The sequence below is a fragment of the Paenibacillus mesotrionivorans genome, assembly GCF_046098205.1.
Taxonomy (GTDB): domain Bacteria; phylum Bacillota; class Bacilli; order Paenibacillales; family NBRC-103111; genus Paenibacillus_AR; species Paenibacillus_AR mesotrionivorans.
The window spans coordinates 49,208-67,716 of sequence record NZ_JBJURJ010000015.1; the positions used below are offsets into that span (position 1 = coordinate 49,208).

Here is an 18,509-nt window from a genome sequence, read left to right on the forward strand (position 1 = left end):
GCTTGGAAGTCTGTCACGAAACTCTTACGTAATCTGATGGTTCCGGAAGGAACGGTACGCCAGGGGTGTCAGCAGGACACTGGCGGCTGCTCCGAACAGGGGCAGGAAAATATAAGGGCGCAGGACCAGGCCGAGAAACTCGTATTGGATCAGGGAGGTGACATTCTTGAAGACCAGCATGTTTGTGGGCAGAAGATGGACCAGATTATACAGCAGAAGGTTGGCTTCGGAGACATTGGTGAACATCGGCACCAACAGCAGCAAGCCGGTGAGGACAATCACAGCGAATGGACTCCTGAACCGGGCTGAGAGCAGCATGGTAACGGCAGCGGTGAACAGGCAGGCGCAGAGCACGCTGGCAGACAGCAGCAGGGCTGTTTGTCCCAGGGTGAGCGGGTAGGAGCACATAGGCATATATAGCTGCAAAGGAGCGTTTCCTCCGTCAAAGCCGAAGGTAAGCATACATTGCAGATAGGAGACCAGGGTGAAGGTTATAGCCAACCCGGCTGCCGCAGAGAAGCCTGTAAACAGCTTGGCCCCAATGAGCCGGCCTTTTCCGTGTTTGGAGGTCAGGATCAGTTGGTCGGCTCGGCAGGCATATTCGCCAGAGAACAACGGCGCCGTGCATATGGCTGTGAAGAAGGCCGCAATCAGACCGGTGATGTACATCATGGTAAAAAACCGGGTATAGCCATCGGTATAGGAATAGATGAAGGGGGCTTGCACCTGGTTGTCCAGGGCCAGCACCTCTTTTTTGGCATGTTCACTCATCCGGGATTGCTCGATCACCTGAGCCAGTCTTTCTCCGCGGATGGTGTAGAAATTCCCGGCCTGCGCCTCGGTCAGCTTCTGGAAATCCTCCATATTGAAGCGCCGGGATTCGGTATTGTAAATGGTGCGGGTAAGCGAGTAGATTTCGCTGTAGGGGCGTGCAAAGGTTTGGTACGCCTCGGTATTTTGATACTGGGCGCTCCCGGGAATTTGCGCATAGGCTTGGGAGGCGGCGAGGATCAGCTCCGTGTCGACAGGGCGTCCCGCTAATGAGCGGGCGTAGGTACGGTCCTTGATCATGGCGTCATAATTGGACTCAAACACTTCCCCGTTCATATAATGATTCCCGATCAGGATGCCCCAGCCGTTAATAAGGGATAAGAGGAAGGCCAGTATGAGGCCGAGAAGGATGCTTTTTTTGCGGAGCATTTTCCTGTATTCAAAACCGGCTAACTGCCAAAAGAGAATCATTTTGCCGTCACCTCACTGAAATAATAAAGGTAAAGATCCTCCAGCCCCGCTTGGACGGGCACGGCTGAAGCCCAAGGTTTACCTTCACCGACCAGCCGCAGGAGAATGCCGCCAGTTTCCTGGCGCAGATTAATAACCGGAAATTTGGCGCACAGCGCATCCGCCTCCTCCCGGGTGACGATGCATTCCCACACCTTGCCCTGTATGGGCTCTACGATTTCGGCCAATCCGCCTTGATGGATGATCTGGCCGCTTTTCATAAGAAGGATGGTATCCGCAATATGCTCCACATCGGAAACAATATGGGTGGACAGCAGCACAATCCGGTCCTTGCCCAGCCGGGAAATCAGATTGCGGAAGCGCACCCGCTCCTTGGGGTCAAGACCGGCCGTGGGTTCGTCGAGCACCAGAATGCGCGGATCGTTTAACAATGCCTGGGCAATGCCCAACCGCTGCTTCATCCCGCCGGAAAAGGTTCTGATTTTCTTTTTGGCCTCCTGCTCCAGGGCAACCAGCTCCAGCAGCTCCCGCGCTTTTTCCTTGGCGCGTGTTTTTGGCAGGCCCTTCAGGGTTGCGATGTAGAGCAGGAAATCCAAGGCGGAGAATTCCGGATAATACCCGAAATCCTGGGGCAGATACCCCAACGCATCGCGGTAATCCTCATGGCTGACATCGGTTCCGCCATAGGTGATGGTGCCCGAGGTGGGGGACAGGACGCCGCACATCATGCGCATCAAGGTGGTTTTGCCTGCACCGTTGGCCCCCAATAGGCCGTATACGCCGGGCCGGAGCACAAGGGAAATACGGTCGTTGGCGATTTTGCTGCCGTAGTGTCTGGTTATTCGGTCAAGAATGAGCTCCATGTTCTCTCCTCCGTTTGTTTAAGCACTTGCGTAAGCTGGCGGATGACCACAAGGATACTGGCGGCAAACAGCCCAACCCAGTAGATAAAGCTGGTCTCCGCATAAAAAGGCTGCATCGTATTGCTGAAGACGGCGTCCGCCAGGCTGATGATGCAGGCGGCTGCCGCACAGGCCGGAAGGCTTTCACGGCCATGCCACCGGTTTAAGATCCAGAAGCAAACCCCGCAGGTCATGAGGTAGGGCACCAGCAGATACAGAGCCGTCCGCATCAAGCCAATGGGGGTCACGTGACTCACAAGGGCGAGGAGAAGTGCGAATAACGCAAAGTTGGCAGCACCCAGAATCGCCGCCCGGGCCAGGATAATCTGCGGCAGGCTGAAGCGGCAGCCCATCTCCAATTCCGCCATCCGGTGAAAGGCCGAGCGGAACAGCTCCGTGGTGGTTAAGAGTGCCATCAGCGGAAGAATGGCGGAGATGATCCAGAGGGCATCCGCCTCCGACCACCAATGGCTGGCGGCAGGAGTGGAGAAGGAAACAAACCAGCCCAACAGGACGTTCATAAAGGCAAACGCCCACACCCGCTTGCGTATATAGCCCAGTTGGCTGAAGAAAAATTCCCGGAAGGTGATCTTCGGATAACGGAGAGTCTGCAGGAACCGCTCCTTGTCTCTCGGGGCCGGAGCCTCGAAAGCATCCCGCAGCGCCTTTTTCCATTGCTTATTCATAAAAATCCTCCTCGTGGAGCAAGGTTTTCAGAGCGGCCAGGGCGGCACTGGTTCTGCGGTATACGGCAAACCGGGACAACCCCAGGACAGCCGCTGCTTCTCCGACGGACAGACCGTTTGCATACCGTAAAAACATCAGCTCCCGCTCCTGCTCCGGCAGTGTATCCAAGGCTTGGCGCACCGTAATTTTCAGCTCCAGCTGCTCCATGGCCCGGGTATCCGGCAGCTCTTCCGTCAATGGCTCCGGCTTCTTGCGCCGGAAGGCATCCACGCAGATATTGCGCGCGATGGTATACAGATAGGCCATTTGCTTGCCGCGTTCCAGATAAGTATTGTGGGCGAAATATTTAAGAAAGGTGTCCTGGGTCAGATCCTCCGCCAAAGCGGCGTTGCCGACCTTGTAATAGCAATAGCGATAAATTTTGTCGTACTGTTCCTTGATGTCGGCCGGCACCGGATACCCTCCTTTCATTATGCTTAACGGTTGGGGACGGCTGGATGTGCGGTGAAATAAAAAGAATTTGATGATAAAATGGCTGTAGTTCATTGGCTGTAATCTATCATAGTGTAGGAAAGGTTTATTTCACATGCCCAAAACCCAAATTGTCAAAGAAAAAGAGATTGTACATAAAATGATTGCCATCTACTGCCGGGGAAGCGGGCACGGCAAGGAGCAGCTTTGCCCCGAATGTGCGGCGCTTTTGGAATATGCGGGGAAGCGGCTGGATCATTGCCGGTTCGGCGAGGAAAAGCCGTTCTGCAAACATTGTCCCATCCATTGCTATAACAAGGATATGAGGGCACAGATCAGGACGGTTATGCGTTATTCCGGACCCCGGATTATGCTGTATCATCCGCTCGCGGCAGCGGAGCATCTGGTTTCCACCGTCAAGCAGCGGATCGCCAGAAAGTAGGGATGGAAAAGGCTCCCTTCTTTTTTGGAAGACGCGGTTTTTGCTGCCAAAACGTGCTATAATGAATTCTGCATGTGCTTGTCATGCGGCATCGGGAAGAACCCGTGTCCCTATTATCATTAGAGGAGTGGGACAATGGGTTCTTTAGATATGATTCTGCGGGATACACCTGCGGGTGAACGGCCCCGGGAGCGGATGCTTCATTTTGGGGTGCAGGCATTAAGCAGTGCGGAGCTGCTGGCGATTCTGCTGCGTACGGGTACGGTGGCGGAGTCGGTGGTCCGGCTGGCCGAACGGGTGCTCCGGGAGGCGGGAAGCCTGAAGGGCTTAAATGAAATGCGCATCGAGCAGCTGACGGCCATTAAGGGTGTCGGTCCCGCCAAAGCCATGCAGATACAAGCGGGTGTGGAGCTGGGCAGAAGATTGTCCCGCTCGGCGCCGGAGGAACGGTATACCATCCGCAACCCGGGTGATGCCGCGGAGCTTCTGATGGAGGATTTACGGTATTTGGACAAGGAGCATTTTGTGTGTCTGTTTCTGAATACGAAGAATCATGTGATCGGGCGCGAGACCATTTCCATGGGCAGCCTCAATGCGACGGTGGTGCATCCCCGGGAGGTATTCCGGTCGGCCATCCAGCGGAGCAGCGCTTCTATTCTATGTGCGCATAATCATCCCAGCGGCGATCCTACCCCAAGCCATGAGGATATTGAGCTGACTCAGCGGCTGATGGAGGCCGGGGAGATTATCGGCATCGATGTGCTGGATCATTTGGTGATCGGCGACGGCACCTTTCTTAGTATGAAGGAACGGGGTTTGATGTGAGCGCATCTTAGCCGTATGATGGTTGCTCGGCGGTTGAAGCCGCGGTGGGGCGTAACGGAACTAAATGACGCTTAGACGCTGAATTTGGATGGTTTGAAGTTTTAACGGAACTGAGCGACCGTTAGCGCCGGATTTATTTGTCCAAAGGTAGCCAAAAGCCCTGTAAGAGCTCCTGAGTTCCGTTAGCGGCGGAAAAGGCTGGTTTTAAGCCTGTAAGAGTCGCTGAGTTCCGTTACAGGGGCGACCGGGGCGTAAAGGTAACATACCAGCCTGATTCGGCATAAAGGTCTACCTCTAAGGACGTACCCTCATCGCTTATAAGAGGAACGTTCATCGCTGAATTGCATCGGTCGTTGACTTTTTTATATAATAAAATTTGAACATCAAATTTTCCTGAACCGGAGGCAGCTGGAAGTGTGGAAGCCGGCGCTACGGAGAGCAGATATAGAAGCCGCCGACGTTGGGCGGTTGAAGTTTTTTCACCTCCGCACGGACCCTAATGGACGGGCGGATACGAAAGGTTTCATGAAGAGACCGGACCGCTTAAACCAAAGCAGCATATTGCCCGTCTAAAAGGAATCACCCCAGAGGGGCAGGGATAAGCGCAGCCCGTCTCGGGAACGCAGAAGCTTGATCTGCAGAATACGGCTTGGATGAAACCGATAATTGGCCAGTGAAGGGAGAGCGTGCCATGTTTGGCGGCTTTACGAAGGATTTAGGGATTGATTTGGGAACAGCGAACACCCTCGTGTATGTAAAAGGAAAAGGAATTGTCGTCCGGGAGCCCTCCGTGGTGGCCCAGCGCACCGATACCTCCAATAAAACGATTGTGGCGGTTGGCAACTCCGCCAAGATGATGATCGGCCGTACCCCTGGCAATATCCGGGCGGTTCGCCCCATGAAGGACGGGGTTATTGCCGATTTTGAAACAACGGCTACGATGATCAAGTATTTTATCCGCCAGGCCCAGAAGCAGCGTGTGCTGTTTCAGCGCCATCCCAACGTGATGGTGTGTGTGCCCTCCGGCATTACCGCCGTGGAAAAACGCGCCGTAGAGGATGCCACCAAACAGGCCGGCGCCCGCGAGGCGTATACCATTGAGGAGCCCTTCGCGGCAGCCATCGGAGCGGATCTTCCCGTATGGGAGCCCACCGGCAGCATGGTGGTGGATATCGGCGGCGGCACCACTGAGGTAGCCGTTATTTCCCTGGGCGGCATCGTTACCTCCCGGTCCATCCGGATTGCCGGGGACGAGATGGATGACGCCATCATCCAGTACATTAAACGCACCTACAATCTGGCCATCGGTGAACGTACCTCCGAGCAGATGAAGCTGGAGATCGGCTCGGCGATGCCGGGGGATCTTGCGGAATCCATGGAAATCCGCGGCCGGGATCTGGTCAGCGGTCTGCCGAAGACCATTGCGGTTACCTCTCTGGAGGTAGCCGACGCTCTGGCGGATACGGTGAACAGCATCGTGGAAGCCGTGAAAGTAACCCTGGAGAAATGTCCGCCCGAGCTGGCTGCGGATATTATGGACCGGGGCATTGTGCTCACCGGAGGCGGCGGTCTGCTGCGCAACCTGGATAAGCTTCTGGCCCGGGAAACCGGCATGCCGGTGCTGGTGGCGGAGAATCCGCTGGATTGTGTGGCCATCGGAACCGGACGGGCTTTGGAGAACATCCATCTGTTCAAGTCCAGATCGGGTCCTGCTTACCGGGGAAGACGTTAATTTGTAGATAGGAAAATCGGGAATTTGATCTTACGGGGCCCCGCAAAGTAATCCGTATCAGCTTCATAGCCCAAGCTTCACTTTGCGGGGAATTTTCAGAATGAGGGTGTAACAAGTGTTTCGATTGCTGGGGAACAAAAAGCTGCTCACGCTGCTCCTGGCTTTGATGGTCTTTATCGCGCTGATGGGGCTCACCTTAAGCAGACGCTCGGAAATGACCTGGCCGGAACGGGTGATTAAGGATACGGTAGCCTGGACACAAGGTTGGCTCTACAAGCCCGCTCGGTATGCAGCGGGTTTCTTTCGGGATGTGGAGGACCTGAAGAACACCTACAAGGAAAACAAGCAGCTCAAAAAAACCTTGACCCACTATGCCCAGGATACTATGCGGCTGAATATGCTGGAGGCGCAGAACAAGCATCTCCAGGAGATTCTCGGATTTACCGAACGCCAGAAGAATGCCGATAACTACCAATACATGGTGGCGGAAGTGGTTTCCGTCAGCCCCGATCCGTACAGCAATACGGTGAATATCAACCTGGGTTCATTGGATGGCATCAAGGAGAATATGGCGGTTATGTCCGTGGAGGGACTGATCGGCCGGGTATCCCGTGTCTCCAACTTCACCTCCAGCGTCCAGCTGTTGGTGGATATGAATGCGGAATCCGGCGGTTCTGCGGAGCGCCAGCTGGAGAAGGGGATTTCCGCAACAGTGCTTGGGAAGGAAGACTTGGTGTTCGGCACCATTGACTATTACAGCAATGAGGAGCAGGGTTTGGTCATGACCCGGATCGACCAGAGGAGCGAGATGAAACTGGAGCCCGGTGATGTTGTGGTTACCTCGGGGCTGGGCCAGATTTTTCCCAAGGGACTGGTTATCGGGGTTGTCTCCGAAAAGCGTGTCGGTGATTTCGGCATTAACTATCTGGCCACCGTCAAGCCCAAGGCGACGGACTTCCGCCATTTGCGCGAGGTTCTGGTTGTGAAAGTGCCTGAGGTAGAGTGATGGCGATGAACCGGGGACTCCTGTTTGTGCTGGTGACGGTTTTGTTTTTATTGGAAGGAACGGTGCTCAAGTGGATCATCCCCTCCGTATGGCAGGGGAATGTGGCCGTAGCTACCCATTTTACGCTGGTCGTCATTATGTTTATTGGATTATATTACAACCGGCATCTGGCCCTGTTCTATGGGCTTGGCTTCGGACTGCTCCATGATATTGTCTATTATGGCCCGACGATGATCGGCGCCTATTCCTTTTCTATGGGTGTGATCGGTTATGTGTGCGGTATGGCCTCCTCCCGGTCACGGCCCAATATTCTGTTCAGCATGTTCATCATCACCATGGGTAACTTTTTATTTGAAGGCATTCTCTACAGTCTGTACCGGTTGTTCCAAGTGACGAAGGATACGCCGCAGTGGATGTTCTTCCACATCATGCTGCCCAGCGTCCTGATTAATCTTCTGTTTGCGCTGCTTATTTATGTTCCCCTGCGCAAATGGCTGGAGGATATGGTTTCCCAGAAGCCCAAGGAGGATTAATTTTCATCCCGCGGCAGGAAATCGGGGCGTTCGGACAGAAAGAGTATGTTCAGGAGGGAAAAGCATGGCGGCAGTCAAACATCCGGTCAGGATCAAAGGCGTCAAGGACGGCTTGCTGTTTCTCCTCGATGACAGTTGTCCGTTTGAATCGGTAATCGGGGATTTGACTACAAAGCTGGAAAAAACACATCAGAATATCCTCACCGGCCCGATCATTCACGTTTTTGTCAAGCTGGGCAAACGAACCGTTTCCGATGAGGAGAAGGAGCAGATCCGGGAGATAATCGGCACCCGGGGCAATCTCTTGATCCAGTCCATCGAGTCGGAGAACGATATACCCCAGGAGAAGGCAGAAGAGCCCATTCATCTGGTGAAAAGCATCGTCCGCTCCGGACAGGTGCTGCACATGGAAGGCAACCTGCTCTTAATCGGTGATGTGAACCCCGGCGGAACGGTGAGCGCTACAGGGGATATTTATGTCATGGGATCCCTTCGGGGGATGGCCCATGCAGGTATGGAAGGCAATGAGAAGGCAATTATTACCGCTTCCCATATGAAGCCGACGCAGCTGCGCATTGCGCAGATCATCAGCCGCCCGCCGGACGAGTGGGCCATCGGCGATACGTATATGGAGTTTGCTTATATCAATAACGGCGTTATGGAAATCGATAAAGTACAGCATATGTCCCGGATCCGCCCATAAAGGCTAAGGGGGTATGTGACCAAAGGAGCGTGTTCACATGGGGGACGCAATTGTGATTACGTCCGGTAAGGGAGGCGTCGGCAAGACCACCACCTCCGCCAACATCGGCACCGCGCTTGCCCTGCAGGGCAAAAAAGTCTGCATGGTGGATACGGATATCGGACTTCGCAATCTGGATGTGGTAATGGGTCTGGAAAACCGCATCATCTATGATCTGGTAGATGTGGCCGACGGCCGCTGCAGGCTGAACCAGGCGCTGATCAAGGACAAGCGGTTCGCTGAGCTGTATCTGCTTCCCGCTGCCCAAACCAAGGATAAGAATGCCGTGACGCCTGAAGCAGTCCGCAAGATTGTCCTGGAGCTGAAGCAGGAATTCGAATATGTGATTATCGATTGCCCTGCGGGCATCGAGCAAGGATACAAAAACGCCGTAGCCGGAGCGGACAAGGCCATTGTCGTCACCACCCCCGAGAATGCGGCGGTGCGGGACGCGGACCGGATTATCGGGCTGTTGGAGCATGACGGCATCCGTTCGCCCAAGCTGGTGATTAACCGGATACGGCCCAATCTGATGAAGAAGGGCGACATGCTGGATATTGATGAGGTGTGCCAGGTGCTGGCCATCGATCTGCTGGGGATTGTCCCCGACGACGAGCATGTCATTAAAGCCGCCAATATGGGCGAACCGACAGTTATGAATCCCGCCTCCAAAGCGGCCATTGCGTACCGGAACATTGCCCGGCGTATCCTGGGGGATACCGTTCCGCTTCTGCAGCTGGATGATAAAGTGAGCCTTTTGGGCAAAATGAAGAAATTCTTCGGAGCAGGTTGATCGAGCATGCTGGCCAAACTGAAGCGTTATGACTGGTTTATTGTATTTCTGTTGATTTTGTTTGTGGTAATCAGCTGCTTTCTCGTTTACAGCGCCACTGTGGATATTGTCAAATACGGCCCGAATTTCTGGAAGAAGATACCGGTGAATGCCGCTATCGGCTTTATGGTGTTTTTTACCGTATCGTTGGTGGATTTCCGGCTTCTGATCAAAGCGGCGCCTTACGGATATATAACAGGCGTGCTGCTTTTGGCTGCGCTTTTTGTATGGGGGACCGAACGGGAAGGTGCGGTAGGCTGGTTCAGCCTTCCGGTCATTGGTGACTTCCAGCCTGCGGAGCTGATGAAGGTGCTACTGATTATCGCCATCGCCGCCTATGCCGCCCGCAAGAAGGGGGAGCGCCTGGAGTTCATGCGGGACGTGCTTCCCATCGGGCTTATTGCATTTTTGCCGTTTATGCTGGTGCTGGTTCAGCCCGACTTGGGCAATGCCATGATCTTCCTGGTCATTCTGCTGGGGATGTATTGGATCAGCAACGTCAAGTATACCCATGTGCTCATCGGCACCGCTTTGGTGGTTATGTTGGTGGGCGGTTTTGTTTATACCTTCAAGACCTATCATGAGGATATCGTCAAAATGGCCGGCACCAAATACAATCACTGGGTAGCCCGGATCGATACTTTTATTGATCCGGACAATGTGGACCCAGCCGTAGGCGGATACCAGTACTTGCGCTCCAAGATTGCCATCGGCTCCGGCGGCCTGAGGGGCGACGGTTATCTGCAAGGCAATTCGGTGCACAACAACTTTGTGCCGGTAGCGTATACGGACGGCATCTTCGTTGTGGTGGCCGAGGAATTCGGATTTATCGGGTCCTCGGCGCTCCTGCTGTTGTATTTCATCCTGATTTACAGGATGATCCTCATCTCCATTCAGTCCACCAATCTGGCGGGTTCGTATATGATTGTGGGCATTGTGTCCATGTATGTGTTCCAGATCTTCCAGAACATCGGGATGTTCCTGGGGCTGATGCCGCTGACGGGGATTACGCTGCCCTTCATCAGCTATGGGGGAACGTCTCTTTTGATCAACATGCTGTCCCTGGGCCTGGTGATGAGCGTCAAGCTCCATCAGGAGAAGGAGTCCATGTTCGGCGCAGAGGAATAGTCCGCGTGTAATAGAGAAGCTGTGCGGTATAATGCCGTACAGCTTCTTTTTGCTGCCGCGGGGCATTGGATAAGACAGTTCACAATGCAAAAGTGCAGCTATTTATACGATATTTTCGATTACGGCCATGACATCCTGCAAAAGTGCAGCTATTTTCGTTGCCGGACCCCTAATTGCCCCATTCAGCCTAGGATTAAATGCACATTTGCAGGATAAGCCGGTTATAACAGGCCATTCGCAGTAATGAACTGCACTTTTGCATTTCCCCCTTTCCAGGTTAAGGAGGAACGTCCCCTTCCGGCTTCCCAATGCACATACACGGCTCCCCAATGCACATACACGGCACGCCTTTGCACATAAACCTGCAGGAATGCGCTTACTTTCCACAGAACCAACCGATCCTCCAGACTATGAACGGATCCTCCATGTACCCGGAGCCCCCATCTATCCGCTCCCCTCCGCTGTAACCCGCCCCATCTATAGCCGTAACCAACCGATTCCTCTCATCCCACCCTTATTCGTGAAATCACGTATCGGCTCATTCCGCCGAGGAATGAACTATTGTCCGCCGGCTGCTGGGGCAGGTAAGATGACGGTACACAAAGCAAAGGAGGTTCGCGGCAGTGGCACAAGCTTACACTGAAATGGAGCAGAACAACCCACCCTCAGCCGCCGTCAAAGCCAAATCCGGTCAAAACCGCTATCTCACGAATGTGCGGAAGCATTGGATGCTCTATTTGATGGCGCTGCCCGGCGTGCTGTATTTTATCATCTTCAAATATGTACCCCTGGGGGGGAGCATGATCGCCTTCCAGGACTATCAGATTATGAAGGGGATCACAGGAAGCAAGTGGATCGGCTTCGACAACTTTACCTTCCTGTTCACGTATCAGGATTTCTACAATGTATTGAGAAATACGGCCGTTATCGCTTTCTACAAGCTGGTTTTCGGCTTCCCCGCTCCTATCATTCTGGCGGTGCTGTTCAATGAAGTCCGGCACATGCTGGCCAAACGGGTGATGCAAAGCCTGTTTTACCTGCCCCACTTCCTGTCTTGGGTAGTGGTCGGCGGCATCGTGTTCGAGCTCCTGTCCAACAAAGGTGTGGTCAACATATTCCGCGGTTGGATGGGAATGGAGCCCCTCCTCTTCATGCAGCAGGAGCGTTTCTTCCGCCCCATCGTGGTGCTGTCCGGCATCTGGAAGGAAGTCGGCTGGGGAACCATCATTTATCTGGCGGCAATCACGGGCATCAATCCGAATCTTTATGAAGCGGCTGTTATGGACGGCGCCAACCGCTGGAAGCAAACGGTTCATATTACGCTGCCTACCATGTTCCCTACCATCCTGACGCTGTTCCTGCTGAATATCGGCAATTTCCTGGAGCTGGGCTTCGATCAAGTGTATAATCTGCTGACGCCGATGACGTATTCGGTAGGCGATATCATCGAAACCTATGTATACCGGGCAGGGGTTCTGCAGGGCCAATACAGCGTGACGACAGCCATTGGCTTATTCCAATCGGTCATCGGTTTTGCCCTCTTGTGGACATTCAACCGGCTTGCCCGAAAAACAGAACAGGGGTTATGGTGATGAAGCAAACAAGCGGAGAAAAAATCTTTCAGGCGTTCAACTATCTGTTTCTGGCATTGGCCTCGGCCACGATGCTGTTCCCGCTGTTGAACCTGCTGGCTGTGTCCCTCAGCTCTCCCATTGCCGCTGATTCCAAGCAGGTCTTCCTGTTTCCGGTGGAATTCACCACCGCCTCCTGGGAGCGGATTTTTCAAAACATGGGGTTATGGACATCATTTGGGGTAACCATCTATATTACTGTGCTGGGCACCTTCCTGAGTATGCTGTTTTCGGTGGTTATGGCATACCCGCTGTCCCGCAAGGAGTTTCTGCTTCGTAAGCCCATCATGTTCGGCATTATCGTTACCATGATTTTCAACGCGCCGATGATTCCCTTCTTCCTGGTGATCCGGGAAATGGGCATGATGAACTCGCTCTGGGCCTTGATCCTGCCGGGCCTGATCAGCACCTTCAACATGATTATCATCCGTACCTTCTTCATGGGCATCCCCGGTGAGCTGGATGACTCTGCACGGATGGACGGCTGTACCGATGCCGGTATTCTGTTCCGCATCTATCTGCCGCTGTCCAAGCCGGTTATGGCTACCGTCAGCCTGTTCTATGCGGTAGGCTACTGGAACACCTTCCAGAGGGCGGTGCTGTTTATCCGGGATCCGGACAAATGGCCGCTGCAGATGAAGCTCCGGGCATATCTGACCTCGCCGGAGGAGCTGGCCTCCGCCAGCCTGCTGGCAGGCGATTACGATTTTAACACCACCACATTGAAAGCGGCTACGATTCTGTTTGCTACAGTGCCGATTATTCTGGTGTACCCGTATTTGCAAAAATATTTTGTCAAAGGCACCATGCTGGGCTCCCTGAAGGAGTAGTGCTTCACGGCTATAACAGCAAGAACGGTATTAGGCCGTTATAGCGGCTTGATATAGGAACAGATTTCCCACGGCATCTTCAATTAAAAAGGGAGGATTTATACATGACAAAACGTTGGCTTGGTAAATCTGTGCAGCTGACCGGACTGGCTTCGCTTCTGGCCGTAACGGCCTTGGCCGGATGCTCCGGCAAGGAGGACGCGGCCGGAGATCCGGGAGCGGCAGCCCAAAGCGGCAAAAGCGTACAGGTTAAGGTGTTTAAGAGCCACATGGGCGTAGGCACCATTCCCGATGCGAATAATCCCCATGTGAAATATGTGGAAGAAAAAACCGGGGTGCAGTACCAGCTGATGACCACCCCGCCGGGCTCCGAACCCACGGAATATCTCAATCTGCTCATCGCCTCCGCAGACATGCCGGATATTCTGCGCCCCATCGGCGGAATCGAGCAGACTCTGATCAAACAAGGCGGCGCTCTTGCACTGGATGACCTGCTTCCCAAATATGCGCCCAATGTATGGAAGAACATCCCCCAGGAAGCATGGGATGTAGTCCGTTCCGCTTCGCAGGACGGGAAAATTTATTACGTGCCCAAGGTATTCCTGGTGCCCGAACGGGCTCCGCTGATCCGCAAGGACTGGCTGGACAAGGTAGGACTGCCGCTGCCCAAAACCACAGCGGAATACAAGGAAGTGCTGAAGGCCTTCCGCGACAAGGACCCCAACGGCAACGGGAAGCCTGATGAGCTGCCCACCTCGGGCCGGGAGTTTGGCAAGTGGATGGACCACCTGTTCGCCATGTACGGCGTTGCCATGTGGGAAGGCAGCCCGGAGTGGGATGAATACAACGGCCAGATCCAATATGCCGGCGTGACTCCCAACATGAAGGCCGCCATCAGCTTTATCCGTGAGCTGTATGCGGAGAAGCTGCTGGACAACGAAACCTTCCTGAACAAAGGCGACATCTGGACAGCCAAAATCAACAACAACCTGGTGGGCAGCTGGTACCATCTTCCGGCCAACCTGCGCGACCGTTTTACAGCTATGCAGAAGAGCGCCCCTAATGCCTATATAATCGGTATGCCGCTGCCTAAGGCGGAGGGTTTCCAGGCCTTCGTCACCCAGAAGAGCATGGGCGAGCCGGAATGGATCATCCCTACCTCGGCCAAGGGGAAGGCGGAAGCGTCCCTGAAGCTGCTGGACTTCTTCTATGACACCAATAACGCCGAGTTTACCCGCTTCGGCATCGAGGGTATGCAGCATCAGGTGGTGGACGGCAAGAAGGTAATACTCCCGGCGGAGGACAGCCGTCCCTTGGGTCTTGGTATGCGCAACCTGACCACCAAGGATGACATGGATATCCGGATCAAGGAAACCATTCCGGAGAATATGCAGAAGATGGTATCCGACATTTTTGAGATCAGCACCGCGGACGCCCGCCGTATTGCAGGTGACGGCCTGCCCAACACCGTATACGAGGGTTTCCCGGACATCCAGTCCCACAAGCTGTTCCAGGAATATCTGACCAAGATCGTAATCGGCGAATGGCCGATTGAGAAATTCGATGAGTTTGTGGACCGGTGGAAAAAAGCCGGCGGCGAAACCGTCACCAAACGGGTTCAGGAATGGTATGCAAAAGTAAAAAAATAACATAACGGGTCTGTCCGGTGGGGAATATTTTCTCCTTCGCCGGGCAGATTTCCAACATACGGAAGGGAATGTATACTGTTATGAAAAAAAGATACGCCATCTGCGGCGTCAGCGGCCGTGCTTTGGGGATGTTCGTCAAGCCCATCTGGAGCACCTTCTCCGCAACCTGTGAGGTTGTGGGTCTGCTCGATGTGGACCCGGTGCGGTTCGATACCTACCGGACCCGGTTCCCCGAGCATGCGGACATCAACACCTACGGGGAGGATGAATTCCACCGGATGGTGGAGGAAACCCGCCCGGATTGCATTATCGTGGCAGGCCGCGACGATACCCATGCCCGGTACATCATCGCTGCTCTGGAGCGCGACCTGGATGTGATTACCGAAAAACCCATGGTCATCTCCGGGGAGCAAGCCCGCCAGGTGATGGAGGCGGAGAAGGCCAGCAAGGGCAAGGTGACCGTAACCTTTAACTACCGCTACGGCCCCGTTCACACCAAGATCAAGGAGATTGTGGCCAGCGGCAAGCTGGGGCGGATCACCTCCGTGGATCTCAACTGGTATTTGGACACCTTCCACGGCTCCAGCTACTTCAAACGCTGGAACCGGCAGCGGGAGCTGTCCGGCGGCTTGTCCGTGCATAAGAGCACCCATCATTTTGACCTGGTGAACTGGTGGCTGGACCAAAAGCCGGTAGAAGTGTTCGCTTACGGGGCGCTGAACTATTACGGCGCGGAAGGGGAGGCCAACCCCAAGAAGGAGGATGGGCGCTTCTGCGGCATCTGCGACTACACCAGCCAGTGCGAGTATTATTCCCGCTGGAATTCACGCAGCAAGAATATACGCGTTCCGGACGACCATCTGGGCAACATGGAAGCGGTGAAGAATGTATTCCCCTTTTCCGAATACCGTCCCGACCGGTGCATCTTCGATTCCGATATCAAAATTGAAGACACCTATACGGCCACCATCCGCTATAACGGCGGCGCTCTGCTGAGCTATTCGGTTAATTTCTCGCTGCCGTATGAAGGCTACCGGCTGGCCATCAACGGCACCAAGGGCCGCCTGGAGACAGTGGAATACCATATGCCTGCGCGGACTCCGTTCCCGACGCCGGTGCAGACTATCGACTACTTCCCGCTGTTCGGCTCCAAGGAAACCATCCATGTGGTGCACCGGGAAGGCGGCCATGGCGGCGGCGATCCGTTGTTGATCGAGGATCTGTTCCTGGGTGAGGATCAATACCGCCCCTACAAGATTTTGTCAGGGGCAGAGGACGGCGCTTATTCCGTAGCCACAGGCGAGGCCGTATGGCGCTCCGTCAAGGAGCACCGCCCCATCACCATTGAAGAGGTCCTGGGCGGGCATGGCTCTAAGGAAGCGGTAACCAGCACGGCAGGCAAAGGAGCGGCGGACTAATGACCCAATACTTCGATCCCCGTGAAAGTATGGCGGGAGAAAGCGCAGGCACCAGCATTCCCCATGTGCTGGAGACCATGGCGCAGCGTTATATCGGGGCCAACCCGCCTCATGGGCCCGTCTATCGGGTGACACGGAGGTCGCCCATCCACAAGCTGGAGAACCACATGTACACCTTTCCGCTGGCGGCGATGTATCCGTCCATGCGAGAAGGCCAGCTTGTGTATGCCTGGGCCAAACTATGGAGTGCAGAAGGGGAGGAATTCATCTTCCACCTCCGTCCCTCCGGCCCGGTGCGGCTTTATCACAATGGCCAGCAGCGTGTGGGCACCTCCCCCGAGGAGGAGTCCGCCGAGCTGCCGGTGCTTAAGCTGAAGGTAAACCTGGTGAAGGGCTGGAACCATTTTGTGCTGGAGCTGGGCAAAAACAGCGCCGGCGGCGCAGGAGCCGAATTCGGCACCGGCAACCGCAAGAACAAACCCCTGCATTTCCTTACTCCATCCTTGGAGCGGGAGGGCGAGGAGGGCTGGATCTACACGGCACCCCTGGATCAGCCCCTGAACCGCATTCCGGCCGCTGCTGAGCCGGAAGGTCATATCCACTCCGGGTGGCTACCGGAGCGTCAGGTTCCCGCCGGGAGCGGTGAATCTGCCGGGCGTAATACAAACCCCTGCCCGCTGGACTCCCTCTTCGGCAGTCGGCCGGGGCTTACCGCATATGCGTGGACCAGGCTGGTGAATCCGGCGCTTCAGCCCGCCCGGATCGCTGTAGCAGGCACCGCTTACGGTCCCCTGGAGCTGGAGTGGAACGGGAACCTTGTATATACGTCCGGGCAGCCGGGGGAGTTTGCCCTGGAGCTGGACGCTGCCCCCGGAAGCGGCGAGCTGGTAGCCCGCAGCACCTGCGGGAAGCTGTGCTGGGGCTTTACCCTCTCGCTTCTGACACCGGGGGCGGAGCTGGTACAGCCCTGCCGGGTGCACGGTTGGAGAGGGAACTGGCTTTATCTCGGTCCTTTTACCCCGGAGGCGGTTACCAATATAACTCCCTATCTGGCTATGGATACCGTAGCCCCCGGAATCGACGGGCCCTGCTTCTGGATGGCCGGGGAACCCGGGGCCCATGTGCGGCCCTTCCTGGAGAATGAGCTGTTCGGCCGCTGGAATTATCCCTTGGGCGTAACTCTCTTCGGCCTCCTGGAAACCTCCAGGCAGCTGGGCCGCGGTGATCTGGCGGATTATGTGGCCCGGCACGTGGAATTTGCCACCTCCACCTACGCCTATTCCCTCTGGGACCGGGAAACCTTCGGAGCGGCCGGCTTGAATAATCAGCTCTCCCATGTGGACAGTCTGGACGATTGCGGCTCCTTCGGGGCATTATCCATTCTGGCCTCCCGCCTCCGCCCCATTAAGGGAGTGGAGCAGGCGGCGGACGACATCGCCCGCTACATCATGGAGGAGCAGGACCGGATGCCGGACGGGGCGCTGTACCGCAAGGCAGGTGTATCCATCAGCATGCGCAACACCATGTGGTGTGACGACATGTACATGAGCGTGCCTTTCCTGTGCCGCTATGCGGAGCTTTCCGGGAACCCGGCTTATGTGGATGAAGCGGCCAGACAGCTCTTGCTGTATAAGAACTACCTGTATATGCCGGAACGGCAAATTATGAGCCATGTGTTCAATGTGTCGGAGAACCGGCAATCCGGTACGGCCTGGGGCCGGGGCAATGGCTGGGTGTTCTTCTCCCTGGCAGTGCTCCTGTCGGTGCTGCCTTCGGATCACCGGGATTATCCGGCGGTGCTGGCCTTCTACCGGGAGCTGGCGGAGGGGTATCTCCGGCTCCAGGGCCCTAACGGGCTGTGGCACCAAGTGCTGGTGGACCATGAATCCTATGAGGAGTCCTCCTGCACCTCCATGTTCATGTACGGCTTCTCTTTGGGCGTCCGGCATGGCTGGCTGGAGGAGCCGGAGCGTTATGCCCTGGCGGTACAGAAGGGCTGGCTGGGTCTGTGCAGCCGCACTATTGACCGCCACGGCAATCTCTACGGAGTCTGCAAGGGCTCCAGCTGGTCCCACTCCCATTCCTACTACAAGCATGATCTGGGCTGGAATCTCAACGATACCCACGGCATCGGCATTGTGCTGTTGGCCGGCATTGAGGCGGAGCGGATGAGGGAGTATCTGCGGGGATAGTCCCGTTCCTGCTCAGAATCGTCCGACGGAGTGTTTGGTAAATCCATATTCACTGGACAACATTCACTACCGGGATAGGCTTGGCTTGGAAGCTCAAACACGTTTTGTCGGCCTTGATTTGATTCGATTCTAAGGTGTCAAGGCCGCCAAAAAAACTCGCCCTCAAGCCAACCTATCCCTCCCGTTTCATGTTGATGAATATGGATTCACCCTTTTGCTTTCGTCGGACAGACCCCAAGGAGCGTGT

At 55.2% G+C, this 18,509-nt stretch carries 17 protein-coding genes; 13 read left to right on the forward strand and 4 right to left on the reverse strand.

Annotated features, from left to right (window positions below):
- Positions 1–24: 24 nt before the first annotated feature.
- From ACI1P1_RS21290 to ACI1P1_RS21305, 4 genes are read right to left on the reverse strand one after another with little or no spacing between them, the layout of a single operon-like run.
- Positions 25–1,242, reverse strand: coding sequence for an ABC transporter permease (locus ACI1P1_RS21290; RefSeq protein ID WP_416218458.1), 1,218 nt, complete (start codon positions 1,240–1,242; stop codon positions 25–27).
- Entirely contained in the window at positions 1,239–2,105 is an 867-nt protein-coding gene (locus ACI1P1_RS21295) for an ABC transporter ATP-binding protein (protein ID WP_416218459.1), read from the reverse strand. Before ACI1P1_RS21295 ends, ACI1P1_RS21290 begins: the two co-directional genes overlap by 4 nt.
- A complete protein-coding gene (locus tag ACI1P1_RS21300) occupies positions 2,081–2,830 on the reverse strand; it encodes a hypothetical protein (RefSeq protein ID WP_416218460.1) in 750 nt (249 codons plus the stop codon). Before ACI1P1_RS21300 ends, ACI1P1_RS21295 begins: the two co-directional genes overlap by 25 nt.
- A complete protein-coding gene (locus tag ACI1P1_RS21305) occupies positions 2,823–3,284 on the reverse strand; it encodes an RNA polymerase sigma factor (RefSeq protein WP_416218461.1) in 462 nt (153 codons plus the stop codon). Before ACI1P1_RS21305 ends, ACI1P1_RS21300 begins: the two co-directional genes overlap by 8 nt.
- Before the next feature lie 133 nt (positions 3,285–3,417).
- Here ACI1P1_RS21305 and ACI1P1_RS21310 point away from each other — a divergent pair, with 133 nt between their 5' ends.
- From ACI1P1_RS21310 to ACI1P1_RS21370, 13 genes are all read left to right on the forward strand, one after another.
- Positions 3,418–3,744 carry a nitrous oxide-stimulated promoter family protein gene (locus ACI1P1_RS21310; RefSeq protein ID WP_416218462.1) on the forward strand — a complete coding sequence of 109 codons (327 nt, stop codon included), beginning with the start codon at positions 3,418–3,420 and terminating at the stop codon, positions 3,742–3,744.
- A 135-nt stretch (positions 3,745–3,879) separates the two neighbouring features.
- Positions 3,880–4,569 carry a RadC family protein gene (gene radC, locus ACI1P1_RS21315; RefSeq protein ID WP_416218463.1) on the forward strand — a complete coding sequence of 230 codons (690 nt, stop codon included), beginning with the start codon at positions 3,880–3,882 and terminating at the stop codon, positions 4,567–4,569.
- A gap of 691 nt (positions 4,570–5,260) precedes the next feature.
- Entirely contained in the window at positions 5,261–6,301 is a 1,041-nt protein-coding gene (locus tag ACI1P1_RS21320; RefSeq protein WP_416218464.1) for a rod shape-determining protein, read from the forward strand.
- 115 nt (positions 6,302–6,416) lie between these two features.
- Positions 6,417–7,307 (forward strand): rod shape-determining protein MreC, encoded by an 891-nt coding sequence (gene mreC, locus ACI1P1_RS21325; protein WP_416218465.1) that lies wholly within the window; start codon positions 6,417–6,419, stop codon positions 7,305–7,307.
- Complete coding sequence (gene mreD / locus ACI1P1_RS21330) at positions 7,307–7,840, forward strand: rod shape-determining protein MreD (RefSeq protein WP_416218466.1); 534 nt, start codon at positions 7,307–7,309, stop codon at positions 7,838–7,840. Before mreC ends, mreD begins: the two co-directional genes overlap by 1 nt.
- Before the next feature lie 64 nt (positions 7,841–7,904).
- Entirely contained in the window at positions 7,905–8,543 is a 639-nt protein-coding gene (gene minC, locus ACI1P1_RS21335) for a septum site-determining protein MinC (RefSeq protein ID WP_416218467.1), read from the forward strand.
- A gap of 37 nt (positions 8,544–8,580) precedes the next feature.
- On the forward strand, positions 8,581–9,375 hold the full coding sequence (gene minD / locus ACI1P1_RS21340) for a septum site-determining protein MinD (protein ID WP_416218468.1): 795 nt from the start codon (positions 8,581–8,583) through the stop codon (positions 9,373–9,375).
- A 6-nt stretch (positions 9,376–9,381) separates the two neighbouring features.
- Positions 9,382–10,542, forward strand: a complete 1,161-nt coding sequence (locus ACI1P1_RS21345; protein WP_416218469.1) for an FtsW/RodA/SpoVE family cell cycle protein — start codon at positions 9,382–9,384, stop codon at positions 10,540–10,542.
- Positions 10,543–11,270: 728 nt separating this feature from the next.
- On the forward strand, positions 11,271–12,134 hold the full coding sequence (locus ACI1P1_RS21350) for an ABC transporter permease (protein WP_416218592.1): 864 nt from the start codon (positions 11,271–11,273) through the stop codon (positions 12,132–12,134).
- Positions 12,134–13,003, forward strand: coding sequence for a carbohydrate ABC transporter permease (locus ACI1P1_RS21355; RefSeq protein WP_416218470.1), 870 nt, complete (start codon positions 12,134–12,136; stop codon positions 13,001–13,003). Before ACI1P1_RS21350 ends, ACI1P1_RS21355 begins: the two co-directional genes overlap by 1 nt.
- Positions 13,004–13,107: 104 nt before the next feature.
- The gene (locus ACI1P1_RS21360) at positions 13,108–14,652 is read left to right on the forward strand and encodes an extracellular solute-binding protein (protein WP_416218471.1); all 1,545 of its coding nucleotides are present in this window, start codon (positions 13,108–13,110) and stop codon (positions 14,650–14,652) included.
- An 80-nt stretch (positions 14,653–14,732) separates the two neighbouring features.
- Complete coding sequence (locus ACI1P1_RS21365; RefSeq protein ID WP_416218472.1) at positions 14,733–16,070, forward strand: Gfo/Idh/MocA family protein; 1,338 nt, start codon at positions 14,733–14,735, stop codon at positions 16,068–16,070.
- Complete coding sequence (locus ACI1P1_RS21370) at positions 16,070–18,262, forward strand: glycoside hydrolase family 88/105 protein (protein WP_416218473.1); 2,193 nt, start codon at positions 16,070–16,072, stop codon at positions 18,260–18,262. Before ACI1P1_RS21365 ends, ACI1P1_RS21370 begins: the two co-directional genes overlap by 1 nt.
- The last annotated feature ends 247 nt before the right edge of the window (positions 18,263–18,509 follow it).

Coding starts and splice junctions, on each gene's coding strand:
- ACI1P1_RS21345 (WP_416218469.1), top strand. CDS start 9,382: ATGCTGGCCAAACTGAAGCGTTATGACTGGTTTATTGTATTTCTGTTG.
- ACI1P1_RS21355 (WP_416218470.1), top strand. CDS start 12,134: ATGAAGCAAACAAGCGGAGAAAAAATCTTTCAGGCGTTCAACTATCTG.
- minC (WP_416218467.1), top strand. CDS start 7,905: ATGGCGGCAGTCAAACATCCGGTCAGGATCAAAGGCGTCAAGGACGGC.
- ACI1P1_RS21365 (WP_416218472.1), top strand. CDS start 14,733: ATGAAAAAAAGATACGCCATCTGCGGCGTCAGCGGCCGTGCTTTGGGG.
- minD (WP_416218468.1), top strand. CDS start 8,581: ATGGGGGACGCAATTGTGATTACGTCCGGTAAGGGAGGCGTCGGCAAG.
- ACI1P1_RS21300 (WP_416218460.1), bottom strand. CDS start 2,830: ATGAATAAGCAATGGAAAAAGGCGCTGCGGGATGCTTTCGAGGCTCCG.
- ACI1P1_RS21290 (WP_416218458.1), bottom strand. CDS start 1,242: ATGATTCTCTTTTGGCAGTTAGCCGGTTTTGAATACAGGAAAATGCTC.
- radC (WP_416218463.1), top strand. CDS start 3,880: ATGGGTTCTTTAGATATGATTCTGCGGGATACACCTGCGGGTGAACGG.
- mreD (WP_416218466.1), top strand. CDS start 7,307: ATGGCGATGAACCGGGGACTCCTGTTTGTGCTGGTGACGGTTTTGTTT.
- ACI1P1_RS21350 (WP_416218592.1), top strand. CDS start 11,271: ATGCTCTATTTGATGGCGCTGCCCGGCGTGCTGTATTTTATCATCTTC.
- ACI1P1_RS21320 (WP_416218464.1), top strand. CDS start 5,261: ATGTTTGGCGGCTTTACGAAGGATTTAGGGATTGATTTGGGAACAGCG.
- ACI1P1_RS21295 (WP_416218459.1), bottom strand. CDS start 2,105: ATGGAGCTCATTCTTGACCGAATAACCAGACACTACGGCAGCAAAATC.
- ACI1P1_RS21370 (WP_416218473.1), top strand. CDS start 16,070: ATGACCCAATACTTCGATCCCCGTGAAAGTATGGCGGGAGAAAGCGCA.
- ACI1P1_RS21310 (WP_416218462.1), top strand. CDS start 3,418: ATGCCCAAAACCCAAATTGTCAAAGAAAAAGAGATTGTACATAAAATG.
- ACI1P1_RS21360 (WP_416218471.1), top strand. CDS start 13,108: ATGACAAAACGTTGGCTTGGTAAATCTGTGCAGCTGACCGGACTGGCT.